Origin of the sequence: Alkalitalea saponilacus (genome assembly GCF_900168165.1) — a bacterium.
Taxonomy (GTDB): Bacteria; Bacteroidota; Bacteroidia; order Bacteroidales; family Marinilabiliaceae; genus Natronoflexus; species Natronoflexus saponilacus.
This window is the reverse complement of sequence record NZ_FUYV01000017.1, coordinates 88,979-107,964: the sequence shown is the minus strand read 5'-3', so window position 1 is coordinate 107,964 and position 18,986 is coordinate 88,979. Positions and strand designations below refer to the sequence as shown.

Sequence of the window (18,986 nt, the reverse complement as noted above, 5' to 3'; positions counted from 1 at the left end):
TTTATGTCTAATTTGTCAAATATTTATTTTTATCTCTTAACCACTAAAAATATGAAACTTAAATTTACCATTACGTTTTTGGTTCTTACAATATGCTATACAGCAAGTATGATTGGTCAAATTCCTTTCGTTTATAATGAAGAAAACCGTGGAGCTGACCATCCGAAACCGCCACTTCCCGCTCCTCAGAATTTAAGTTTTTATCCGCTATTACCCGACCCGTTTGAGTTTTCAGATGGAAGCGGTAGGGTTGAAGAATATTCTGATTGGTCGCGTCGCCGAAATGAAATTAAAGCGGAAATCGAAGAGTATGAAATTGGTCCCAAGCCATCTCGTCCTGATATCATTACTGCTGATTTTGAAGATGGAGTACTAACTGTAGTCATTACTGAAAATGGTGAATCATTAACGCTTACATCAAATGTAGTTATTCCGGATGGCGAAGGCCCCTTCCCGGTTATAATCGGAATGAATTCCGGTACCGGAAGCATTCCGGCTGCGTTGTTTGAGGGGGTCATTCAGATTCCGTTTATGCATAATCAGGTTGTTCCTTCTCACTCAGGGCGAGATAATAATGCACCTTATTTCCGGCTGTACCCTGAACTAACTCATGTCGGTTATTACAGCGCCTGGTCATGGGGAATCAGCCGCTTAATAGATGGAATTGAAATTGTACAGGCCGAAATCAATGCCAATCCAGAGCGAATTGGTGTATCAGGTTGTTCTTATGCAGGAAAAATGGCGTTGTTTGCCGGTGCATTTGATGAGCGCATAGCATTGACCTTTGTCCAGGAGTCGGGTGGAGGTGGCATAAACTCATGGCGGGTTGCTGAATCGCTGGAACGCAATGTTGAAAAGATTGACAATACAAACTACAGCTGGTTTATGCAAAGCATGCAGACCAACTTTAGCGGACAGCCCGGTTTACTGCCATACGACCACCATGAACTAATGGCCATGATTGCCCCCAGAGCCCTCTTTGTAATGGGGAATCCCGGATGGGAATGGCTTGGCGATGAGGCAGGATATGTCTCGTGTAAAGCCGTGGAAAAAGTTTATGCGTTTTTTGAAATTGATGACAGGTTTGGTTATTCTTTTAGAGGAACAAGCAATCATTGCGCCACAAGTACTCAGTTAGATATCGAAATAAAGGCATTTATCGATAAATTCCTTCATGGGGATGATAGTGCAGATACAAATATTCGAGTAACGGGAGACTTCCTAGAATTTGTTAATCCGGATTCCTGGATAAACTGGCCGGTAAAACCTGATACACCATGAGTAATGTGAAAGTTACAAGTAAATTATTTGCCCATATTTAAACTATTCTGTTTTTCGATAAATGCAATTACTACAGAGAACATTTAGACGGTATGCACCATAAAATGGGAATGAAAATGTCTGTTTTGAACAAAAAAATGCTGTTCATGGTATATCTTTGTTCATTAGTTTTTCAAAAATAAAAACAGAATGTTAAAGGATACACTGGTAATTCGTCCGAGATATAACGAAGTTGACCAAATGGGGTATGTTTATCATGCCAATTACGTTACGTACTGTCACCAGGCGCGTACCGAATTGCTCCGAAAATATGGAGTTAATGATTGTGTACTCGAGGAAAATGGTGTCATGCTACCTGTCATCGAAATGAATCTGAAATATCATTGTCCGGCTCATTACGATGCTCCTCTCACCATTACTACTATTGCAGAAGAGTTACCTGTTACCCGGTTTTCATTCAGGTTCGAATTTCACAATGAAAAAGGGCAAATGATCTGTTCAGCATCTTCCACAGTGGTGTTTGTGGATTCACAAACACGTAAACCCATGAGGGCACCGGAGTTTGTTTTGAGAAAACTTGAAGCAGCGTTTAATACTTAAGAAAATCAATTCATATTTTTTTTCTACTTTTATTGAAAATAGATGGTTAGGAGACAAATGGGGGGAAGCATTGTTTTTATGTTGAATCATTTGCTTTTTTATAAAGGACCTGCAACTCTTTCCGTCCTGAAAGAGATTTAAATGCTAAATATGGGAAACCGCACCCTGTTAATATGTTTTTGCATATTGGTTTTTGGCAGTGCTTCGGCGACGAAGGCACAAAGCCTTCTCACAGGCAGGGTTGTTGATGAATCTACAGGAGAGGTGCTGTCTGGTGCAATTGTTTCCCGAGATAATCTTTTTGTCACAAAAACCGATGAAAACGGTTTTTTTGAAATGAGGCTGCCTGAAGATTCTTCATCTACTCTTGCGGTTTCATTTGTTGGGTTTGAAACCTACTTTATTCTTTCAGACCAGATAAAGGGATATGTTGAGATTTTCCTTGTGCCACTGGCTGTTGAAATGGACGAAATTACCATCACTCATTCAGCCGATAGTAGATTTATCAGGGATTCACGTACAGGTGTTATTGAATTTTCAACTAAGGAAAGTCAATTTTTACCTCAGTTTCTCGGGCAGACCGATTTATTTAAGACTCTTGAGCTATTGCCCGGATTTCAGACAGGTGGAGAGGGGGATGCTGCAATTTATATCAGGGGTGGCTCTTTTGATCAGAACTTGATTCTCCTTGATGGAGCACCGGTATATAATCCTTCTCATTTACTCGGTTTTTATTCGGTTTTTAATCCGGATATAGTAAATAGTGTGGAGTTAATTAAATCGGGAATTCCGGTTGAATATGGTAATCGGCTCTCTTCTGTTATTATCAGCTCCACTGATAGAAATGTTACGCCAGGGCTGTCTGTTGGAGGAAATGTCGGTGTGCTCTCTACAGCTATCAATGCAGAAATGCCTGTTGTTGAAAATCAACTTTCAGTTTATGGAGGATTCAGGCGTACACATATAAATATGATCCTGAGTTTGATGGATGAATTTGACATGATCAGCAGCAGATCAGTTGAGTTTGAGTCCGGATATGATTTTTATGATGTAAACGGGGGGATTAATTATGCACCTAACCGAAATCATAACCTTTCATTGAGTTTCTACAAAGGAAGAGATCTTTTTTCCATGCATACTCCGGCCATTTTGCTGGATGCCGATATGAACTGGGGAAATGAAATCGTGGCATTGAACTGGAATCATCGAATTGGTCGAAATTTATCGGCGGTTCATACCTTTTTTTATTCGGACTACGATTTTGAAATAGAACTAAGAAATCCTGCTTATGATCTGTTGATGCATTCAGGAGTCAATGCCATGGGGCATAAGTCAAAATTTGTTTATACAACTGATTTCTTAAGCTTGTATGCGGGCGTTGATAATAAATACCAGCGATTTATACCCAATTCCAGCCAGGCCGGAACAGAGACGGTTGAATTTGATTTTGGAACGGTTGATCGACATTACCTTGGTGAGTATAGCTTTTTTGCCGGATTTGAGAGTGAACTCACAGCGCGATGGATGTTAACCGCCGGTTTACGTATAAACAGAGCTGTTCAGTACGGGCCATACCGGAAATTTAGCTATAATGATACAGGTGTAATATCCGACACCACTTTTATTGCCAGAGGGGAAGTTGCAAGGCGATTTACTCGTCCCGATTATATGGTTGCATTACGGTACCTTATTTCTTCCGGCTCATCAATAAAGCTATCATTTAATAGAAACCACCAATTCACACACATGGTAAATGCCACTACCGTTTCGTTTCCTGTTGATTTTTGGGTTGCTTCAGGAATCGACATTCCGGTACAATCGGGATGGCAACTGGCCGGAGGATGGTACACACTCAGCGCAAACAGAATGTTTCAGTTTTCTGTTGAGGCTTATTACAAAGAGGCTAAAAACCATAGTGAGTTTGATAACTATTTTATGCAATCGGTAGATAATACTCCTTTGGTAGAAAGTTTGGTTTACGGGAGAGGAAAAATGTGGGGTGCCGAGTTTTTGGTGAGTAAGCAGATGGGTGACTGGCAAGGGTGGATTGGTTACACCATTTCAAAAAGTATTGCCAGCATAAAGGAGATTGAAGATGGTCGTTGGTTTCCCACTGCTTACGATCGTCCACATGACTTTTCACTTGTGGTAAGCTATGATCATAACGAAAAATGGAAGTTTGGAGGAACTTTTGTATATTCAACAGGGCGACCCTATACACCAAGTATTGGACGTTATTTTCTTGAGAATAATGTGGTGAGTATTTACGGAGCAAGAAACTCTGATCGTTTTCCCGATTATCATAGATTGGATTTATCGGCTACGCGGGTTTTAAAGGATACAGGAAAACGTTATTCAGCATTGGTGTTCTCAATATATAATGCCTATAGCCGAAGTAATCCTTTTTTTATTTTTCCAAAAGTTACCGGGGATTTAAGCGAGTATAACATGGGAGTTGAGCCCTATAAAGTTTCTATTTTTCCAGTTTTGCCATCTGTGAGCTGGCAATTTCGTTTTTGATGGTTTTAAAAATTAGATGAATATGATAAACCGTCTGAGTTTATATAAAATATTGGCTTGTCTGAGCTTTGTATTTGCCGGATGCGAAGAGACTCCCCTTGAGGAATTTAGTCGCTTCAAGCCAGAGATAGTCGTAGATGGTCGAATTGAGACTGGTGCCTTAGCGCAGATTTTCATTACGCGTAATATTCCCTATTATTTCAGCCTCGACTCATCTCAGATGCTGGATTATGTCATACGTCAAGCCAGAGTTGAAATCTCCGATGGAGAAAACAGTGAAGTTTTAACATTGCGCTTTAATGAGCGATATTTCCCACCATATTTTTATCAGGGACGATTTATCCGGGGTGAACCTGGGAGAACCTATGATCTAAACATTCAGTTTGCCGAAACCGAATTAACCTCCCGTACCACAATCCCCGATATGCCGGTTGTTGATTCGGCCTGGTTTGAGCCTTCCAATTTTGATCCTGAACAGGGGACTGTTTCTGTACGGATGATAAATCAACCCGACGAACAATTATTCTATCGCTTTTATACTTTAGTCTATTCTGATTCTGAAATCTTTCATCCATCCTTATTGCCAAACTTCGACAGCCGCTTTTTCCCTGAGAGAGAGATGGTACTCTCATTGAATAAAGGTCCATCTTCATTTATGAAGATGGAAGATGCTGATTTTTTGTTTAATGCTTCTGACACCATTGTGGTTAAAGTGTGCCGGATGGACCGGGAGCAATACCTGTTTTGGGAATCATATCAGGAGGAGGTTTTTGGAGGATCTAATCCTTTTACAGCAGGCAGCCGGCAGGTTCGCTCTAATATTAATGGGGGTCTGGGAAATTGGGGTGGTTTTTCTGTCGTGCATTATCATATCTATCCAGAGAAAGATTAACACAATATATACATAAAAAAAAGTGCCGTTACAACGGCACTTTTTTTTATGTATTTTTACCATTCCCAATCATCCCAATCGTCATCATCCCAGTTATCCCAATCATCGAAGTCTATACCTAGCTCTTCAAGTAGCTTCAATATTTCTTCAATAATATCGTTAAAAGCAGAGCCGAAATAGGCCTCAAAATCGCCACGACTTTCATCTGCAAATATTAATTGCAAGTCGACATAATGCTCTCCCCACCAGCTGTCTTCTACAACATAAAATTCTGTTTCAGCAAATTTGTTATTTGTGCCGGCATAAACAACTATGAGCTTCGCATTGTCATTTAATACTTTAGCCTCTTGCGTTGCTGCTGCCAAATAGTCAAAGTCATCATCTTCTTCTTCATCTTTGTATATCCTGTCAAGAGCATCAGCAATTTTCTTAACATTGGCTTGTCCCAAAATTTTGATGTCTGCAATTTGTAAGGAAACATTGGCGCTGTTAACAAACTCAGAGGGATCTTCATCATACCCCATCATAAGATTATCAGGATCGAAGTCCCCTTTGGCATTCAGTTTTAATTCAATGATGGTGTTTGAGTTTTCCTTTAAGGCGTATTCAACAGAAATGTCTTTGCTGTTGTATTTTATACTTGTTGTGAACGTGTAGCTCTCAATACTTAAATCACTTTTGACGTTAGTTGGCATGTCATCGCTATTATACGATGCCGTCATTTTGTAAGAGATGAGTTGTTCATTGTTTTGTGATAAGGAAAAAGCCAGCAATTCCGGCAACTCCTCACCAGGCATAGTTCTTGCAGCTTTGCCTTTGTATTCGAATGTTGCAGCAGCATCATTGGTAAGTCCTTCGGGAACAGAAGGGAAATGTAGTTCTATTTTGTTGGAAGTCCCAGTTTTATCCCAGTCACCTGAGGCGTGATTCCATTCATATACCCCTACATTAGCTCTGAAAGCATCTCCGGGATTATCATAATAGGTTGCTTTCAATACGGGGATATTCTCTCCCGAAGCCAAATCCTGAACTGGTGATGTGAATTGTTAAGGAATAAATCAAATTCATCGGTGAAAAGCGATCCCGACTCTAAATAGTGCATCATGGATTCCATTACATCCATTGCTGCCAATGACTGCATATTGGTCATGTGCGACATCAGCTGTTGCCCGGAATTTTCAAGAGCAGCTTTCCCCTTATCTGCAGATTCATCTGCAAATTTGTATTTGCTCAGATCCTCAAACTTGTCTGAAGAGTCTTTGCTACATGCTGCAAAAATTATTATTGCAGCCGCAAAAATGGTAAATAACTTTGTCCTTTTCATAACTGAATCTTCTTTTGGTTAATTCTTTAAAAGGGTTATTGTTGCTAGTTAAAGAATATTTTCTCAAGACTTTTAATATATCCAAAGATAGTTTCAATATCAAAAAGATCAATACATTTTTTATAAATGATGTCAATATTTTGATAAAATGGAGATTCTTTTATGAATACATCTCCCTTCTCAACTCAGAAATGGTTTCATCATTTATATAGTCATCGTAACTGATGAGTTTGTCGATGGTCCCTTTGGGGGTGATTTCAATAACACGGTTACAAACCGTGTTGATGAACTCATGGTCATGAGAACTCATCAGAATGTTTCCGGGGAAATTCATCAACGTGTTATTGAATGCCTGTATGGTTTCCAAATCGAGGTGGTTGGTTGGGTTGTCAAGCATCATAACATTGGCGTTGCGAAGCATCATGCGTGCAATCATGCATCGCATTTTTTCTCCTCCCGATAGTACATTCACTTTTTTGTAAATGTCTTCTCCAGAGAAGAGCATTTTTCCAAGATAACCCCTTAAAAATGATTCGCTGGTGTCGGCAGAGTACATGCTAAGCCACTCAACCAGGGTTTGCTTGCTTTCGAAAAAGTGACTGTTTTCCATTGGCAAATAGGCGTTTGTGATGGTTACTCCCCATTTGTAATGGCCTTCGTCGGCTTTTTGGTTGTCGCTAAGTATTTCAAAAAGTGCTGTTGTAACCAGTGGATTTCTTGCCAGAAATACAACTTTTTCATCTTTTTCGATGGTAAAACTCACATTGTTCAGAAGTTGAGTGCCATCTTCGCTCTTTTTGGATAAACCGGTGACATTGAGTATGGTGTTGCCTGTTTCGCGTTCGGGGGTGAAAATAATTCCCGGATAGCGACGGGTTGATGGCTGAATTTCATCCACGTTCAGTTTTTCGAGCATTTTTCGGCGACTGGTTGCCTGACGTGATTTGGCTACGTTGGCGCTGAATCGCTGTATGAATTCGAGCAGCTCTTTCTTTTTCTCCTCGGCCTTTTTGTTTTGAGCCGATTGCTGACGAAGAGCCAACTGGCTGCTTTGGTACCAGAAGGTGTAATTACCGGCAAAAAGTTGAATTTTACCAAAATCGATATCTACAATATGGGTACAGATGGAATCGAGAAAGTGACGGTCGTGCGATACAACCAGTAAGGTGCTGTCGAAATTAGCCAGATAGTTTTCAAGCCATCTAACGGTTTCCAAATCAAGGTCGTTGGTAGGCTCATCCAGCAAAAGGTTATCGGGCTTGCCGAAAAGTGCTTGCGCCAGCAGCACTTTTACTTTTTCTTTTCCGTTCAGGTCAATCATTTGCTTGTGATGAAGGTCTTCTGAAACGCCAAGTCCGCTCAGCAGCATGGCTGCATCGCTTTCGGCATTCCATCCATCCATCTCAGCAAACTGCTCCTCTAGCTCCGATGCTCTGATGCCATCCGCTTCTGAAAAATCCTCTTTGGCATACAATTCATCCTTCTCTTTACCAATTTTCCATAACTGCTCATGTCCCATCAGCACTGTGTCCAGAACCTTGAAATTATCAAATGCATTGTGGTCCTGACGAAGAACAGATAATCTTTCGCCGGGTCCCATAACAACTGAACCGCGCGTTGAGTCCAAATCGCCACTGATTAGTCGCAGAAAGGTTGATTTACCTGCTCCATTGGCACCAATGATGCCATAGCAATTGCCGGGAGTAAATTTTAAATTAACGTCCTGAAAAAGGAATCTTTTGCCAAATTGAATGGCGAGGTTGGAAACTGTAATCATTGAACTGTTTTGAAAAATATGAGGAACTGTTTTGCTCCGGAAATGAATCTGCAAAAGTAGTTATAAGTTCAATAGAAGGATGGTAAGATTTGTTAATTATTGTTTGTCGATTAAAAAAGCTAAAACCTTTAATGTTTCAGTACAAAGGTTGGTCACCGCCATTTTTAAATTGGTTTGGAACTGTTCTTGTGTTGGATGGTCAACGTCCACCAGATCGGTGACTGCTTTTATGCAGAAAAATGGAGTTTGGCTTAGCGAACAAACCCATGCCACGGCTGCTGCTTCCATCTCTTTGATGCCCGCGTTGAGATTTCGAATCATTTTTTCATCAGTTTCGGGCATGTCCAGCGAATTGCCGGTGGTTACAATGGCCGTTTTTAGTCCCAGCTGTTGAGCCATCTCCCTTATGTCGAAAACCGGGTAACGGCCAATCCCCATTTCGTCCCAGCCGGGGATGTCTACTCTGCGGTCGTGATAAACCACATATGGCCAGCTGAGAAATACATCGCCAATATTTGCACCCATTTGCTTAAAAGCGCCGGCTGTTCCTGCGCTAATAATCAAACCCGGGTTGTAATGTGAAATGGCCAAATGGGTTGAGAGAGTTGCTGCCTGTGTGCCAATCAAATCCAGCTTGAGGTGATTATCCTGTCCGTTTATAACCACAGCTATGCACTTTTTGTTAAATTTGCCTTTCCAGGCACGTGCAGGATAGCCGGGCGAAAAGGTTTCGTCCTCTGTTAATGATAGCTCTTTAATGATGCCTTTGGCTTCAGCTCTCATGGCAATGATGAAACAGATATCTACTTTTTGGGGTGTCATTTTTTTGGAGGTAAAGATAAATGTTTTCGAGTTAATGGTTTAAAGTTAATAGTTCGGATTATTGAAAAATGCCAAATGAATTTCAAAAATACCAAGAGTTAAACATCAACGGTTGCGTTGTGAAACAACGCAACCTGACCGATTTTAAAAGTTCATTTGAAGATGAAGCATTGCTGCCATTTCTTGAGGAGTGGTTTAGTGATGACGATTATGTTGAGCTAAAAACATCGGGTTCTACCGGAGAGCCTAAAGTTATTAGAGTGAAAAAAAATGCCATGGTTGCATCTGCCAAAAAAACCATTGGTTTTTTTGGTTTAAAACCCGGAATGACAGCTTTGCTTGCACTGCCGGTTTCCTTTGTAGCCGGTAAATTGATGGTCGTTCGGGCAATGGTGGCTCAAATGCAGCTGATTTCTGTTAAACCTTCTGTAAATCCGTTGGTTGGTTTGTCGGTTACGATAGATTTTGCTGCTTTTACACCCATGCAAATGGCCGGTATTATTGAAAATTGTCCAGAACAAACCAACCTGCTGAGAAAAGTTATTGTAGGAGGTGGCAGGGTTGACGAGAGGCTGAATATAAAAATGCAGATGATGCCTTTCGATGCATGGGAAACTTACGGAATGACAGAAACATTGACCCATGTTGCGTTACGAAAAATAAACGGTACAGGTGCTCAGAAAAGTTTTTTACCTCTATCGGGTGTTTCCATTGCTATAGATGAACACGGATGTTTAACGATCGATTACCCTGAAATATCTCATGGAACCATAAAAACCAACGATGTTGTTGAGTTGTTAACCGACGGTTCGTTTCAAATTATCGGACGGGCAGACAACATCATTAACAGTGGCGGAGTTAAAATTTCTCCTGAGCTTGTGGAAGAGCGAATCTCTTTTTTAATTGAAAAGCCCTTTGTTATTTCATCAATTCCCCATTCGGTTTATGGTGAGCGGGTAGTTCTTGTGATTGAGGGTGAGTTTTTTGAATACGGCAATTTGGAAGAAAAGACCGGTGCTTTGTTGAGCAGATATGAAAAGCCTGCTAAAATTTTCTTTTTGGATACATTCCCGCGAACCGATAGTGGGAAAATAAAACGCTTTCAGATAAAAGAGATATTAAGAGGTTTGACTTGAATTTAATAGTTCGTTGTTTTTTTTAATCTGCTTGATTTATATGCGTATAAGAAATTGTTGTGGCTCATTTCAAGAAATAATACAGCTCAAACCAGCAAATAAATGAGCTATAAAAGTTATCTTTGTGAGCTAAAACATTTATGATGATTGATTCAAGAGAACAACAGATAATTGACTTTATAAAACAAAGAGGAGCCTGTTCCTCAAAAGAAGTCCACGATAATGTAGACATTAATGTCAGTTATGCGACATTGAAAAGAGTTTTATCGAAATTAATAACAGATAGTTATCTCGTAACTGTTGGACAAGGTAAAGGAACCAAATATACAATTTCCCCAACATTTGAGCTCCTAGCGCCAATTGATATTGAAAAGTATTATGAGGAAGAAATTGATGATAGAGCTATAAAAGAAAGTTTTAATTTTTCAATTATCAACGAAGTTATTGCGAAGAATAGTGTTTTTACTGAAACTGAAATAGAGAAACTCAACTTACTTCAAGCAAAATTTCGGAAAAATATTTCGCAACTATCAGAAATTGAATATAAAATAGAGTTTGAACGATTAGCAATTGACTTAAGTTGGAAATCTTCGCAAATAGAAGGGAACACATATTCACTATTAGAAACCGAGAGGTTATTAAAAGAAAGGGAAACAGCAGCTGGAAAAACTAAGGAGGAAGCGATAATGCTTTTGAACCATAAAGACGCATTGGATTTCATAATTGAAAACACCGATTATTTGAACCCATTATCTGTTTCAAAAATAGAGGACATTCATAGTATTTTGACCAAAGAATTGTTAGTAGAAAGGAATCTAAGAAGGCGCCGTGTAGGTATTTCAGGAACAAATTATCGTCCATTAGATAATGAATTTCAGATTTCGGAAGCATTAAGGAATTCATGTGATGTAATTAACTCTAAGAAAAGTGTTTTTGAAAAAGCGCTGTTGGCACTAGTGTTGATTTCGTATATTCAGCCATTTATGGATGGTAATAAAAGAACTGCAAGAATTGTGAGTAATGCAATTTTAATGAATGAAAAACACTGTCCATTATCCTTTAGAACGGTTGATTCGATTGACTACAAGAAGGCAATGTTATTATTTTATGAGCAGAATAATATTTCCAAGTTAAAAGAGATTTTTATAAACCAATTTGAATTTGCAGTGAAAACATATTTCTAGAAATGAAACGCCCATGAGTGGGAAACTCGCAACAAGAAAATGAAAATAACACCTCATGGAAGTTCCATTCGGCCAATTAATTAACTAAATTATTTTCGGATGAAAAACGAGCCACAATATTTTGTATATGTCAGTTTTGCACAAAGTTTCACGTTTATAGATGATTTCTAGTGTGCAAAAACGCCACATACAAATCATCGTTCGTTCTGAATTCAATATGTTTAAAATCAAGAGTTTATTCTTGTCTAATATCTAAAATTCTAACGATCTGTTATGAATTACTGAAAACTCCAAAAATTGTAGGATTTGCCTTCGTACAATTTAGGAAGCAGTTCGTCGCGTACCCATGTAAATTCCGGAGCTTCTTCAAGAAGCTTAAGATACATGACTTCTGCTTCAGATTTCATGCCCTGATTTGCATATGCCTGTCCAAGCCAAGCTGCCACATTGAAGTACATCCAGTGATTTCGTTGGTTGGTGCTGAAAAAAGCGTAAGCCTTTTCATAAAATTCGATGGCTCTCTCTTTGTTTCCGCCAACAAATGACGGCCTGAAATAGAAAGAATTGGCCTGCTCAACCAGAGGCAAGCCATAAAGATTGCCTTTATCAAGCGCTTTTTTTATGTTTTCGTTGTGTGTGCGACTCAGGAACGGGGCTCTCCACGGCTGAATGGCAATTCTGTAGGCGGTGGCTGCTGCCGCAAAGGCATGTAAATCGCCATTGTTTGGCTGATTTTTCAATGCTTTTTGCACTCTTGTTTCAAACAGGTCCAGGTGTGCCTGCGCTTCATTTGATTTCCCGGAGCCTATTAGATTTCCAATGAGGCCATACTCCCCGTAAAGTAGGGTCATTTCTGTTTCTCTGTTTAGAGATTTATTTCTCAGACTGTCCAGTGTTTGAGTCCACGCCGGAATGTCTCCAACCAAAAAAAAGTGTAGAAATCTACTGTTCAGTTCTTCAACAGAACTGGCACTGGTTTTTAGTATTCCGGTAAAAACCATGATAACGATAAAATATGCCGTTAGATATCGCTTCATCATAACTCTATAACAATTGTCCCTGTAGATTGTTTACCGTATTACTCAGTCGCCTAATCTTTATAAATCCTTCCTTTCCATTCAATGGTCTGGTTTCTTTTTATTCGCATATTCTTCAAAACTATTCTAGTCATGTTTATCAGATGATGGATATGATAACCGATGTTTTGGATGATGTTTTGCCTGCTTAAATTCGCAGTCATTGTTTTCATAGCAATAATGATTCCAATTGAGAGGAACAATATTTCCCACTCTCCGTTTGCCGCGAAAAACGGCAAACGGCTCCAAATAATGAATGTAAAAAGAAGCATCCAGCTTCTTTTTCCTCTGAAATACTGATGTATATTTCGTGCAAACCCATTAATGGCATCAGTTTTATTCTCATACATCCTGCAAAACACGTCCTTATTTCCCAACTTGACATCGGTTTTTAACTTCGCTTTTTTTATTAATCGCGCAATTAGAATGTCATCCACATTTTGATTGTAAACTTTTAAATGCCATTGGTTTTGTCGATAATCGTCACCCTGAAACAGCATAAACTGACCGTTGGCTGCCGAAAGTGAAGAGTACCACGGAATTTTTACCGCCAAAAGCGGTAAAAGTGTAAGAAGAATCCAATTCATTATCGGGACGGATAAGAATTCACCTTTAGTTTCCATTATTTGTTGTGGAAAGACTGATAAAAGGGAGAGCTTTTTTCTTTGCATTTGGGCAATGGCCGAATTTATGGTATCCGATGCGAGTCTTACGTCAGCATCCAGAAACAACATAAACTCTCCTTTTGCGGCTTCAGATAGTTTATGGCAGGCAAAGTTTTTCCCAATCCATCCTTGGGGGAGTTCATGATTGGTGAAATATTGCAGGTTTGGCATTTGCTCTTTAAAACCATTTAAAACCTGCACTGTTCCGTCGGTTGATTGGTCGTTGCATACAATGATTTCAATGTTGGGATAGTCTGTTTTTTTTAAGTCCGTTAAGAGTTTTGGAAGGTTTTTTTCTTCGTTGCGAGCAGGTATTAAAACCGAAACCATTGGGGTTTGAGCCGGTTCTTTTACTTGCTTAAGATACGGTCTGCTGATGAAATTTATGGTAACAACCAGAAACCGGATGAATAACATCGCGAAGAGGATATAGGTAATGTATATCATTTTTGTTTTAGAAATATTTTGGAAGATAGGAATATTTTGAACGGTGACAAAGTTGCGTTTTTTAAATTAAAACAGAATAGAATTCGCTTTTGCTGTTAACAAGCTTTAACAGCCTTTTAAAGTTGTTCATTAAAAAATCAACCATCTTTGCATTAAGATTTTTCATAGAAATTGGACTTGGGTCATAAGGCTGATTTAGGGGAAAGGGACAGATTTTTTTAATCCGTCCCTTTTTTATGCTTTGATATTTCGTGCATTCTTGCTATTTTCATGGGGTGAATTTTCTCTTGTTTTTTAACAAGAATCAGTTTAAATTGTTGTGTAATATATAATTCTGATGTTTTATCTTTTCCATCAAATCAAATTATCCACGTTTTAAATACATGGGATATGATAAAATTTGCAAGGATTAGGAAATAACTAATATAACCAATATGGACAACCTTTTCCTAAAGTACATGCGGGAACGCACTGGTAAGCGCAAAAGCAGCGGGCCAAATTTTTATGCTCCGGGGCCGGTAATCACCATTTCGAGGGATTATGGTTGTCCGGGTAGACGTATTGCCCGTTTGCTCTCCGAAGTCCTTACCGAAAAAAACCGACGTTTGGGACGGGAGGTTGAATGGAAGTGGATGAGTAAGGAGATCATTGAGGAGTCTGCGCGTGAGCTAAAACTCTCTCCAACTTTAATACAGGATTTATCTGACTATAGAACCCGCGGTTTCTTTGAAAATCTGGCTCTGTTCTTTTCCGACGAGTTTTATCCCGGAGATGTTAAGATTAAAAACACGATAGCGCGATTTATCTATAATGCTGCCTCTCAGGGGAATGTGGTTATTGTTGGGCGTGCGGGGGAGTCCATAACCAAAAATTTTGAAAAGGCATTGCATGTTAAATTAAAAGCTCCTCTTGACTGGCGTACCGAGCAGGTTGCCAACACCTATGGTATGAGTTTGACCGAAGCAAAACGTGAAGCTCTTGAAATGGATAAAAGAAGGTCTCAGTTTCGAAATTATTTTGAGAAAGACAGACCAGATATTGAGTTTTTTGATATGTTCTTTAACTGTGCTACCATGAGCGATGAAGAGATTATCGAAATGATTCTAATTGTGGCCGAAACAAGAGGTTTTGTATAGTATTATTTGTTATAATTATTACTAGAAGGGTGGCGAAAGTCACCTTTTTTTGGAAGAGCCTTAACGTTATGTAAAATTGTATTCCTGCTTGATGTCCGAAATTCCGGAGGGTATGGATGTTTTTTTGATCTCAGGCATGAGTTCCCCACGCTTTAATTCACTTTTTCGACTATTTAATAGATTCTCTGTGTAATAATTGGACATTGCAGACTTTGTTCTTTAGCTTTGACTAAAACATAAAAACAGTCTGTTATGGATATGAAAAAGTCATTCGGCTTCACCGATGCCGGGAAAAATAATCTTCCAAAACCCAAAAGAGTTATTGAGTATGTTAATTTAAAGCTCGCTGCACTGGGGCAACCTTATTTTTTGTCTTCCTCTAAAACTTCATTGCTTGATCTTGCCGGAGATCTTATACATAACATGAGAGAGAAGAACCGGTTGCTTCAGTCATATTTGTGTCCCGCCGATCAGCGCATTCAGACTTTTATCGACAATTATCTTCCTGAGTACAAAGATAAGATGAACCTCAGGTTGCCCACCGGAACCTTTATTGTGGATAGCCATGGTATTGCCAGAGCGTTGTCATTGCCGCCCGATAAAGATGAATTTGTGTCGGACATTGTGAGTTCCTATCGTTTAAAGCAAGGTGTGCTAAACAACCCCAAATATGATCGCAGAACTACGAAGGGAGTGTTTCATGTGGCCGAAGGAGGATTGCCAATTCCTCATGATAAAAAGTCAGTTCCTAAAATCACCTTTGCTTATCTTTTGGAACAGGCACTTAATCCGCCAAATGATTTGCTTGAAATTCCTTTTACCTCTACTCAAAAAGAAAAAGCAAGGTTGTTTGTTTCGTTGTTGCTTAAACCTGTCGTTAGTCCATGCATAACCAATGATTGCAAAGAAAAGCGCATGGAAATTCGTTTTTTTGCTCCCGGAAATCTTGTCAGCAATCTGGACTTTGTAGAATCTATTTTTGGAAATGCAGGTGATCCATTTCTGCCTGAGAATGATTCTGCATTGGATGTGGATGGATGGACCGGGCATTCTGGTTGCGTTATTTTGGCTCCTCATCTAATTAAGGTGAAGAAGATAGATGTCGGATTGCCTCACATAAGTGAGGCAACCGAGCGCCAAAAACATGATGGTATGTGTTGGGAGAAAGAAGACGAACTTTACAATAATGGTGGAGCTTTTAAAATTACAGCCCGCACAGCTGAGGGGGTTATTGTCACATTAATTGCCGACAATTATTATGGATATTCTAAAAAAGAGGTAAAAACACAAATTAGCTATGCCGCTAATTTGCTGGGAAATGTTGAAGAAGAGCATGCCGGGGGAGCAATTGCCTTTCCATCTTATAATCTAGGTGATGAGTTTTCCGATTGGAATCAGTTTCAAAGCAATGGACTTACTTATGAAAAAATGATTGCAATGTATCCCGATTTAATGGATCCTAAACCGGAAGGATATGCAATCGATAAAAAATACAAAAATGTTATATATGTTCCCGATAACGCGGTATTTAACTTGATGGAGCAAAAGGTGTGCTGGACATACGGCAAAAATGAGCAGAGCATCAGACTAAAGCCAAGTTATGCCTATGTATTACCTGCCGGATATAAGGTTCGTATGGAGAAGAATCCGCATGTTCCATCATGGCGCCTGATTGGCTCTGTTGCTGAGGGTACTTTTTGTCATAAACCATGTACTGTTTCGGGAGGCGGTAAATCAGAAATTTCAAAATCCATAAACGATGCCATAATTTATGGTCCATTTTTTACCGCCGATTACGAAAATGACTTTAAAAGAGTAGAGGAGATCATTGCAAAGGACTATTCTGATATCTTACTGGAGGGGATTAAAGCTGAGAAGGATCGTGCATTGCTAAGTCCAAAACGATCGCTCGGTTCTGTTATAAAGCTGCTTACCCCATCGCCTATTCGTTATAAAGAGGAGTACAATGAGTGGTTGCGAACCATCCCTCATCATATCAAAGGTTTGGTCTATCTTGTAAAGCGATTCTATCGACCTGAATGGCAAGAAGACTGGAGAAAATATTTCTCTGTTGATATTATAGACGGACAATTTGGAAACGAACTGAAGTTCAGGAACAGAAAACTGGTTGCGGGTTACTTGAGGGTAGGTCTGACTGAAGGAGGCGCTTGGAGAACTTTTAAACTCCGACAGGATTTTATTGCAGCCGATAAGTTGCAAATGGAGGACGATATTACGGCTACAACTGTAATTCCCACTCATAAACTTAAGCATTTGTCCCCCGATTTTACCAAACCTGCGGCAAAGTTTACCTATAATTGTGAGTACAGATTATTCCAGCGACCAGACGAAGCCATAAACAGGGGATACGATAATCAGGCTGAATCAGATTTGGCCTCCCCAAACACTTTTATATCAAATTTTCAACCCTTAACGGTTAAGGATGCTAAAGAGATAATGGAGGACGCCATTGAATTTGATAAGTTTACCTTGCCCATGAAAAAGCTTATCCGCTCGGTGGCTAAAAGGCAGGATTGCACCTACTTTGTCTCATCATCGCACCCGAGGATTTATGATGGCAAGCCATCTGTCAACATGAGGTACCTGCAGAATCGTCCGGGGTTGATACAACATCGCGAAAAGCATATCGCCGAAATGGGGATACGGTTGTTTCGTAAAGTCCCTGCCGATCAACCGGTGTTAATGCCGGTCAATGCTGTATTAGGCGGCAGAAGGAACAACCCGCCACAACCCGGGGTTCGACCATTGGCTGTATATAATCCAATCCATTATCAGGAATTGCCGGAATTGTTTATGGATTTTGTTTGTAGTCTTACCGGAAAATCCCCCTCTACTACGGGAGCAGGCTCTGAAGGAGCACTCACCAAAGGACCATTCAATGCTTTAAGCCCGGTTACTGATTTGAACAATGCCATTGTCTCTTTTATTTTAACCGGCTATGGAGGATTTACTTCTGCTGCTGGATATGTTGGTCCGAATTACAGGGTTGATCATGATATCAGTTTGTTGGTTCCTGAGCTTTGGAGCCGTTTAAAACCGGAGGAAGCAGAGCCTCAATTCTTAATTGAACATGGTTACCTTGAAAAGCTGGAGGATTTCGAATACAATGGGAAAACAATTCTGGGGTCTAGGATGGGATACCGAATTACTGCCAAGTTTGCCCGCACTTTTCTCGGCCGGGTATTTGAAAATCCCGATGCAGTATTTAATGAAGAGATGTTGAAGCCTGAATTGCAGGATTTGGATGTATTTGTTGATGGCATTAATAACATAGTTGAGGCTCAGCAATGGGTGGCGGAAAGTTATTTTAAAGACGGCAGTATTGAAGGTGCGTGTCCACCTTTAAAAGCCATATTGAATATTATGGCATTTGGCCATTTCAAAGGGAGGGGGGCTGATCATGTGGAAGTCAGGGAGTTGTTTGAACGCAAAAAAATGATTGAAAGCGATTGGTATCAGGGACGACTCCTCAATAAACAATTAAGGGATATTTCAAGATGGGAGAAACATCTTGATTACCTTAAAGGTCATAGGGACAAAAGAAGTTTTAATGATGTTATTCATGAGAGAATCGAATCGAATATAAAACGTGCCGAAGAACAACTAAAATACTTCAAGTCGGTTGAATATCTGAAATCATTGGATGGTTACATCGGACTGGACACTTACGTTAAATAGGATCTTCAGCTACCATTTCCTTTAATTCAGTTGCGAAATTCTCCTTAGAAGAGTGTTTTGCAACTGATTTATATAGCTTATATTTTAAGAGTTTTAGTGAATCAATCATGGCTCTAGTTTGTAATAGCGCTTTTATTTTCAGAAGGTCTGACAAGGGCAACCTTATGGGACAGGGATTAAAACCCCGGTCTAAACTCTATAAGAACAAGGAATTAAGCTGCCCTTCACAGGGCGAATATGAAATACATCACATCAGCCCAACGGCAACGCCCTGGGAGTAAGCGCAATGAGAATTTACGCCCTGAAAGGACAGATTAATTTATAAAAATAATATTTAGTTCTGAAAGGTGGAAAGAGGAACTCAAGAATATGACCAAAATCAATTGGGTTTTTGGAAATAACATCGCAAATTTATACTAGAGCCTCA

Annotated in this window: 14 protein-coding genes; 8 read left to right on the top strand and 6 right to left on the bottom strand. The window is 39.7% G+C overall.

What is annotated here, in order from left to right; genetic code table 11:
* The first annotated feature begins 51 nt into the window (after window positions 1–51).
* The 4 genes from B5X70_RS13590 to B5X70_RS13575 all read left to right on the top strand — a co-directional run bounded on the left by B5X70_RS13590 (window position 52) and on the right by B5X70_RS13575 (window position 5,293).
* Window positions 52–1,281, top strand: a complete 1,230-nt coding sequence (locus B5X70_RS13590; protein WP_079558456.1) for an alpha/beta hydrolase family protein — start codon at window positions 52–54, stop codon at window positions 1,279–1,281.
* A 189-nt stretch (window positions 1,282–1,470) separates the two neighbouring features.
* On the top strand, window positions 1,471–1,881 hold the full coding sequence (locus B5X70_RS13585) for an acyl-CoA thioesterase (RefSeq protein WP_079558455.1): 411 nt from the start codon (window positions 1,471–1,473) through the stop codon (window positions 1,879–1,881).
* 150 nt (window positions 1,882–2,031) lie between these two features.
* The gene (locus tag B5X70_RS13580; RefSeq protein WP_159450008.1) at window positions 2,032–4,401 is read left to right on the top strand and encodes a TonB-dependent receptor; all 2,370 of its coding nucleotides are present in this window, start codon (window positions 2,032–2,034) and stop codon (window positions 4,399–4,401) included.
* Between the two features lie 22 nt (window positions 4,402–4,423).
* Complete coding sequence (locus B5X70_RS13575; RefSeq protein ID WP_157666514.1) at window positions 4,424–5,293, top strand: DUF4249 family protein; 870 nt, start codon at window positions 4,424–4,426, stop codon at window positions 5,291–5,293.
* Window positions 5,294–5,349: 56 nt separating this feature from the next.
* Here the strand turns inward: B5X70_RS13575 and B5X70_RS13570 are convergent, their stop codons facing one another.
* The 4 genes from B5X70_RS13570 to B5X70_RS13555 all read right to left on the bottom strand — a co-directional run bounded on the left by B5X70_RS13570 (window position 5,350) and on the right by B5X70_RS13555 (window position 9,216).
* Window positions 5,350–6,288 carry a hypothetical protein gene (locus B5X70_RS13570; RefSeq protein WP_079558452.1) on the bottom strand — a complete coding sequence of 313 codons (939 nt, stop codon included), beginning with the start codon at window positions 6,286–6,288 and terminating at the stop codon, window positions 5,350–5,352.
* A complete protein-coding gene (locus B5X70_RS13565; protein ID WP_079558451.1) occupies window positions 6,285–6,617 on the bottom strand; it encodes a hypothetical protein in 333 nt (110 codons plus the stop codon). The genes B5X70_RS13570 and B5X70_RS13565 overlap by 4 nt, the downstream gene beginning before the upstream one ends.
* A 160-nt stretch (window positions 6,618–6,777) precedes the next feature.
* Window positions 6,778–8,394 carry an ABC-F family ATP-binding cassette domain-containing protein gene (locus tag B5X70_RS13560; protein ID WP_079558450.1) on the bottom strand — a complete coding sequence of 539 codons (1,617 nt, stop codon included), beginning with the start codon at window positions 8,392–8,394 and terminating at the stop codon, window positions 6,778–6,780.
* Between the two features lie 96 nt (window positions 8,395–8,490).
* The gene (locus tag B5X70_RS13555) at window positions 8,491–9,216 is read right to left on the bottom strand and encodes a phosphorylase family protein (protein WP_079558449.1); all 726 of its coding nucleotides are present in this window, start codon (window positions 9,214–9,216) and stop codon (window positions 8,491–8,493) included.
* A 68-nt stretch (window positions 9,217–9,284) separates the two neighbouring features.
* Here B5X70_RS13555 and B5X70_RS13550 point away from each other — a divergent pair, with 68 nt between their 5' ends.
* Complete coding sequence (locus tag B5X70_RS13550) at window positions 9,285–10,352, top strand: AMP-binding protein (protein ID WP_079558448.1); 1,068 nt, start codon at window positions 9,285–9,287, stop codon at window positions 10,350–10,352.
* A gap of 140 nt (window positions 10,353–10,492) precedes the next feature.
* Complete coding sequence (locus B5X70_RS13545; RefSeq protein ID WP_079558447.1) at window positions 10,493–11,536, top strand: Fic family protein; 1,044 nt, start codon at window positions 10,493–10,495, stop codon at window positions 11,534–11,536.
* A 278-nt stretch (window positions 11,537–11,814) separates the two neighbouring features.
* Here the strand turns inward: B5X70_RS13545 and B5X70_RS13540 are convergent, their stop codons facing one another.
* Both B5X70_RS13540 and B5X70_RS13535 read right to left on the bottom strand, forming a co-directional pair.
* Window positions 11,815–12,576, bottom strand: a complete 762-nt coding sequence (locus B5X70_RS13540; RefSeq protein ID WP_157666515.1) for a tetratricopeptide repeat protein — start codon at window positions 12,574–12,576, stop codon at window positions 11,815–11,817.
* A gap of 50 nt (window positions 12,577–12,626) precedes the next feature.
* Window positions 12,627–13,724: a glycosyltransferase family 2 protein gene (locus B5X70_RS13535; protein ID WP_079558445.1), complete on the bottom strand. Its 1,098-nt coding sequence runs from the start codon at window positions 13,722–13,724 to the stop codon at window positions 12,627–12,629.
* 434 nt (window positions 13,725–14,158) lie between these two features.
* On the opposite strand from B5X70_RS13535, the gene B5X70_RS13530 reads away from it, so the two are divergent.
* Complete coding sequence (locus B5X70_RS13530; RefSeq protein WP_079558444.1) at window positions 14,159–14,860, top strand: cytidylate kinase-like family protein; 702 nt, start codon at window positions 14,159–14,161, stop codon at window positions 14,858–14,860.
* Between the two features lie 258 nt (window positions 14,861–15,118).
* Complete coding sequence (locus tag B5X70_RS13525) at window positions 15,119–18,559, top strand: PPi-type phosphoenolpyruvate carboxykinase family protein (protein ID WP_232468309.1); 3,441 nt, start codon at window positions 15,119–15,121, stop codon at window positions 18,557–18,559.
* Window positions 18,560–18,986 lie beyond the last annotated feature (427 nt).

Coding starts and splice junctions, on each gene's coding strand:
- B5X70_RS13590 (WP_079558456.1), top strand. CDS start 52: ATGAAACTTAAATTTACCATTACGTTTTTGGTTCTTACAATATGCTAT.
- B5X70_RS13585 (WP_079558455.1), top strand. CDS start 1,471: ATGTTAAAGGATACACTGGTAATTCGTCCGAGATATAACGAAGTTGAC.
- B5X70_RS13580 (WP_159450008.1), top strand. CDS start 2,032: ATGGGAAACCGCACCCTGTTAATATGTTTTTGCATATTGGTTTTTGGC.
- B5X70_RS13575 (WP_157666514.1), top strand. CDS start 4,424: ATGATAAACCGTCTGAGTTTATATAAAATATTGGCTTGTCTGAGCTTT.
- B5X70_RS13565 (WP_079558451.1), bottom strand. CDS start 6,617: ATGAAAAGGACAAAGTTATTTACCATTTTTGCGGCTGCAATAATAATT.
- B5X70_RS13560 (WP_079558450.1), bottom strand. CDS start 8,394: ATGATTACAGTTTCCAACCTCGCCATTCAATTTGGCAAAAGATTCCTT.
- B5X70_RS13555 (WP_079558449.1), bottom strand. CDS start 9,216: ATGACACCCCAAAAAGTAGATATCTGTTTCATCATTGCCATGAGAGCT.
- B5X70_RS13550 (WP_079558448.1), top strand. CDS start 9,285: ATGCCAAATGAATTTCAAAAATACCAAGAGTTAAACATCAACGGTTGC.
- B5X70_RS13545 (WP_079558447.1), top strand. CDS start 10,493: ATGATGATTGATTCAAGAGAACAACAGATAATTGACTTTATAAAACAA.
- B5X70_RS13540 (WP_157666515.1), bottom strand. CDS start 12,576: ATGATGAAGCGATATCTAACGGCATATTTTATCGTTATCATGGTTTTT.
- B5X70_RS13535 (WP_079558445.1), bottom strand. CDS start 13,724: ATGATATACATTACCTATATCCTCTTCGCGATGTTATTCATCCGGTTT.
- B5X70_RS13530 (WP_079558444.1), top strand. CDS start 14,159: ATGGACAACCTTTTCCTAAAGTACATGCGGGAACGCACTGGTAAGCGC.
- B5X70_RS13525 (WP_232468309.1), top strand. CDS start 15,119: ATGAAAAAGTCATTCGGCTTCACCGATGCCGGGAAAAATAATCTTCCA.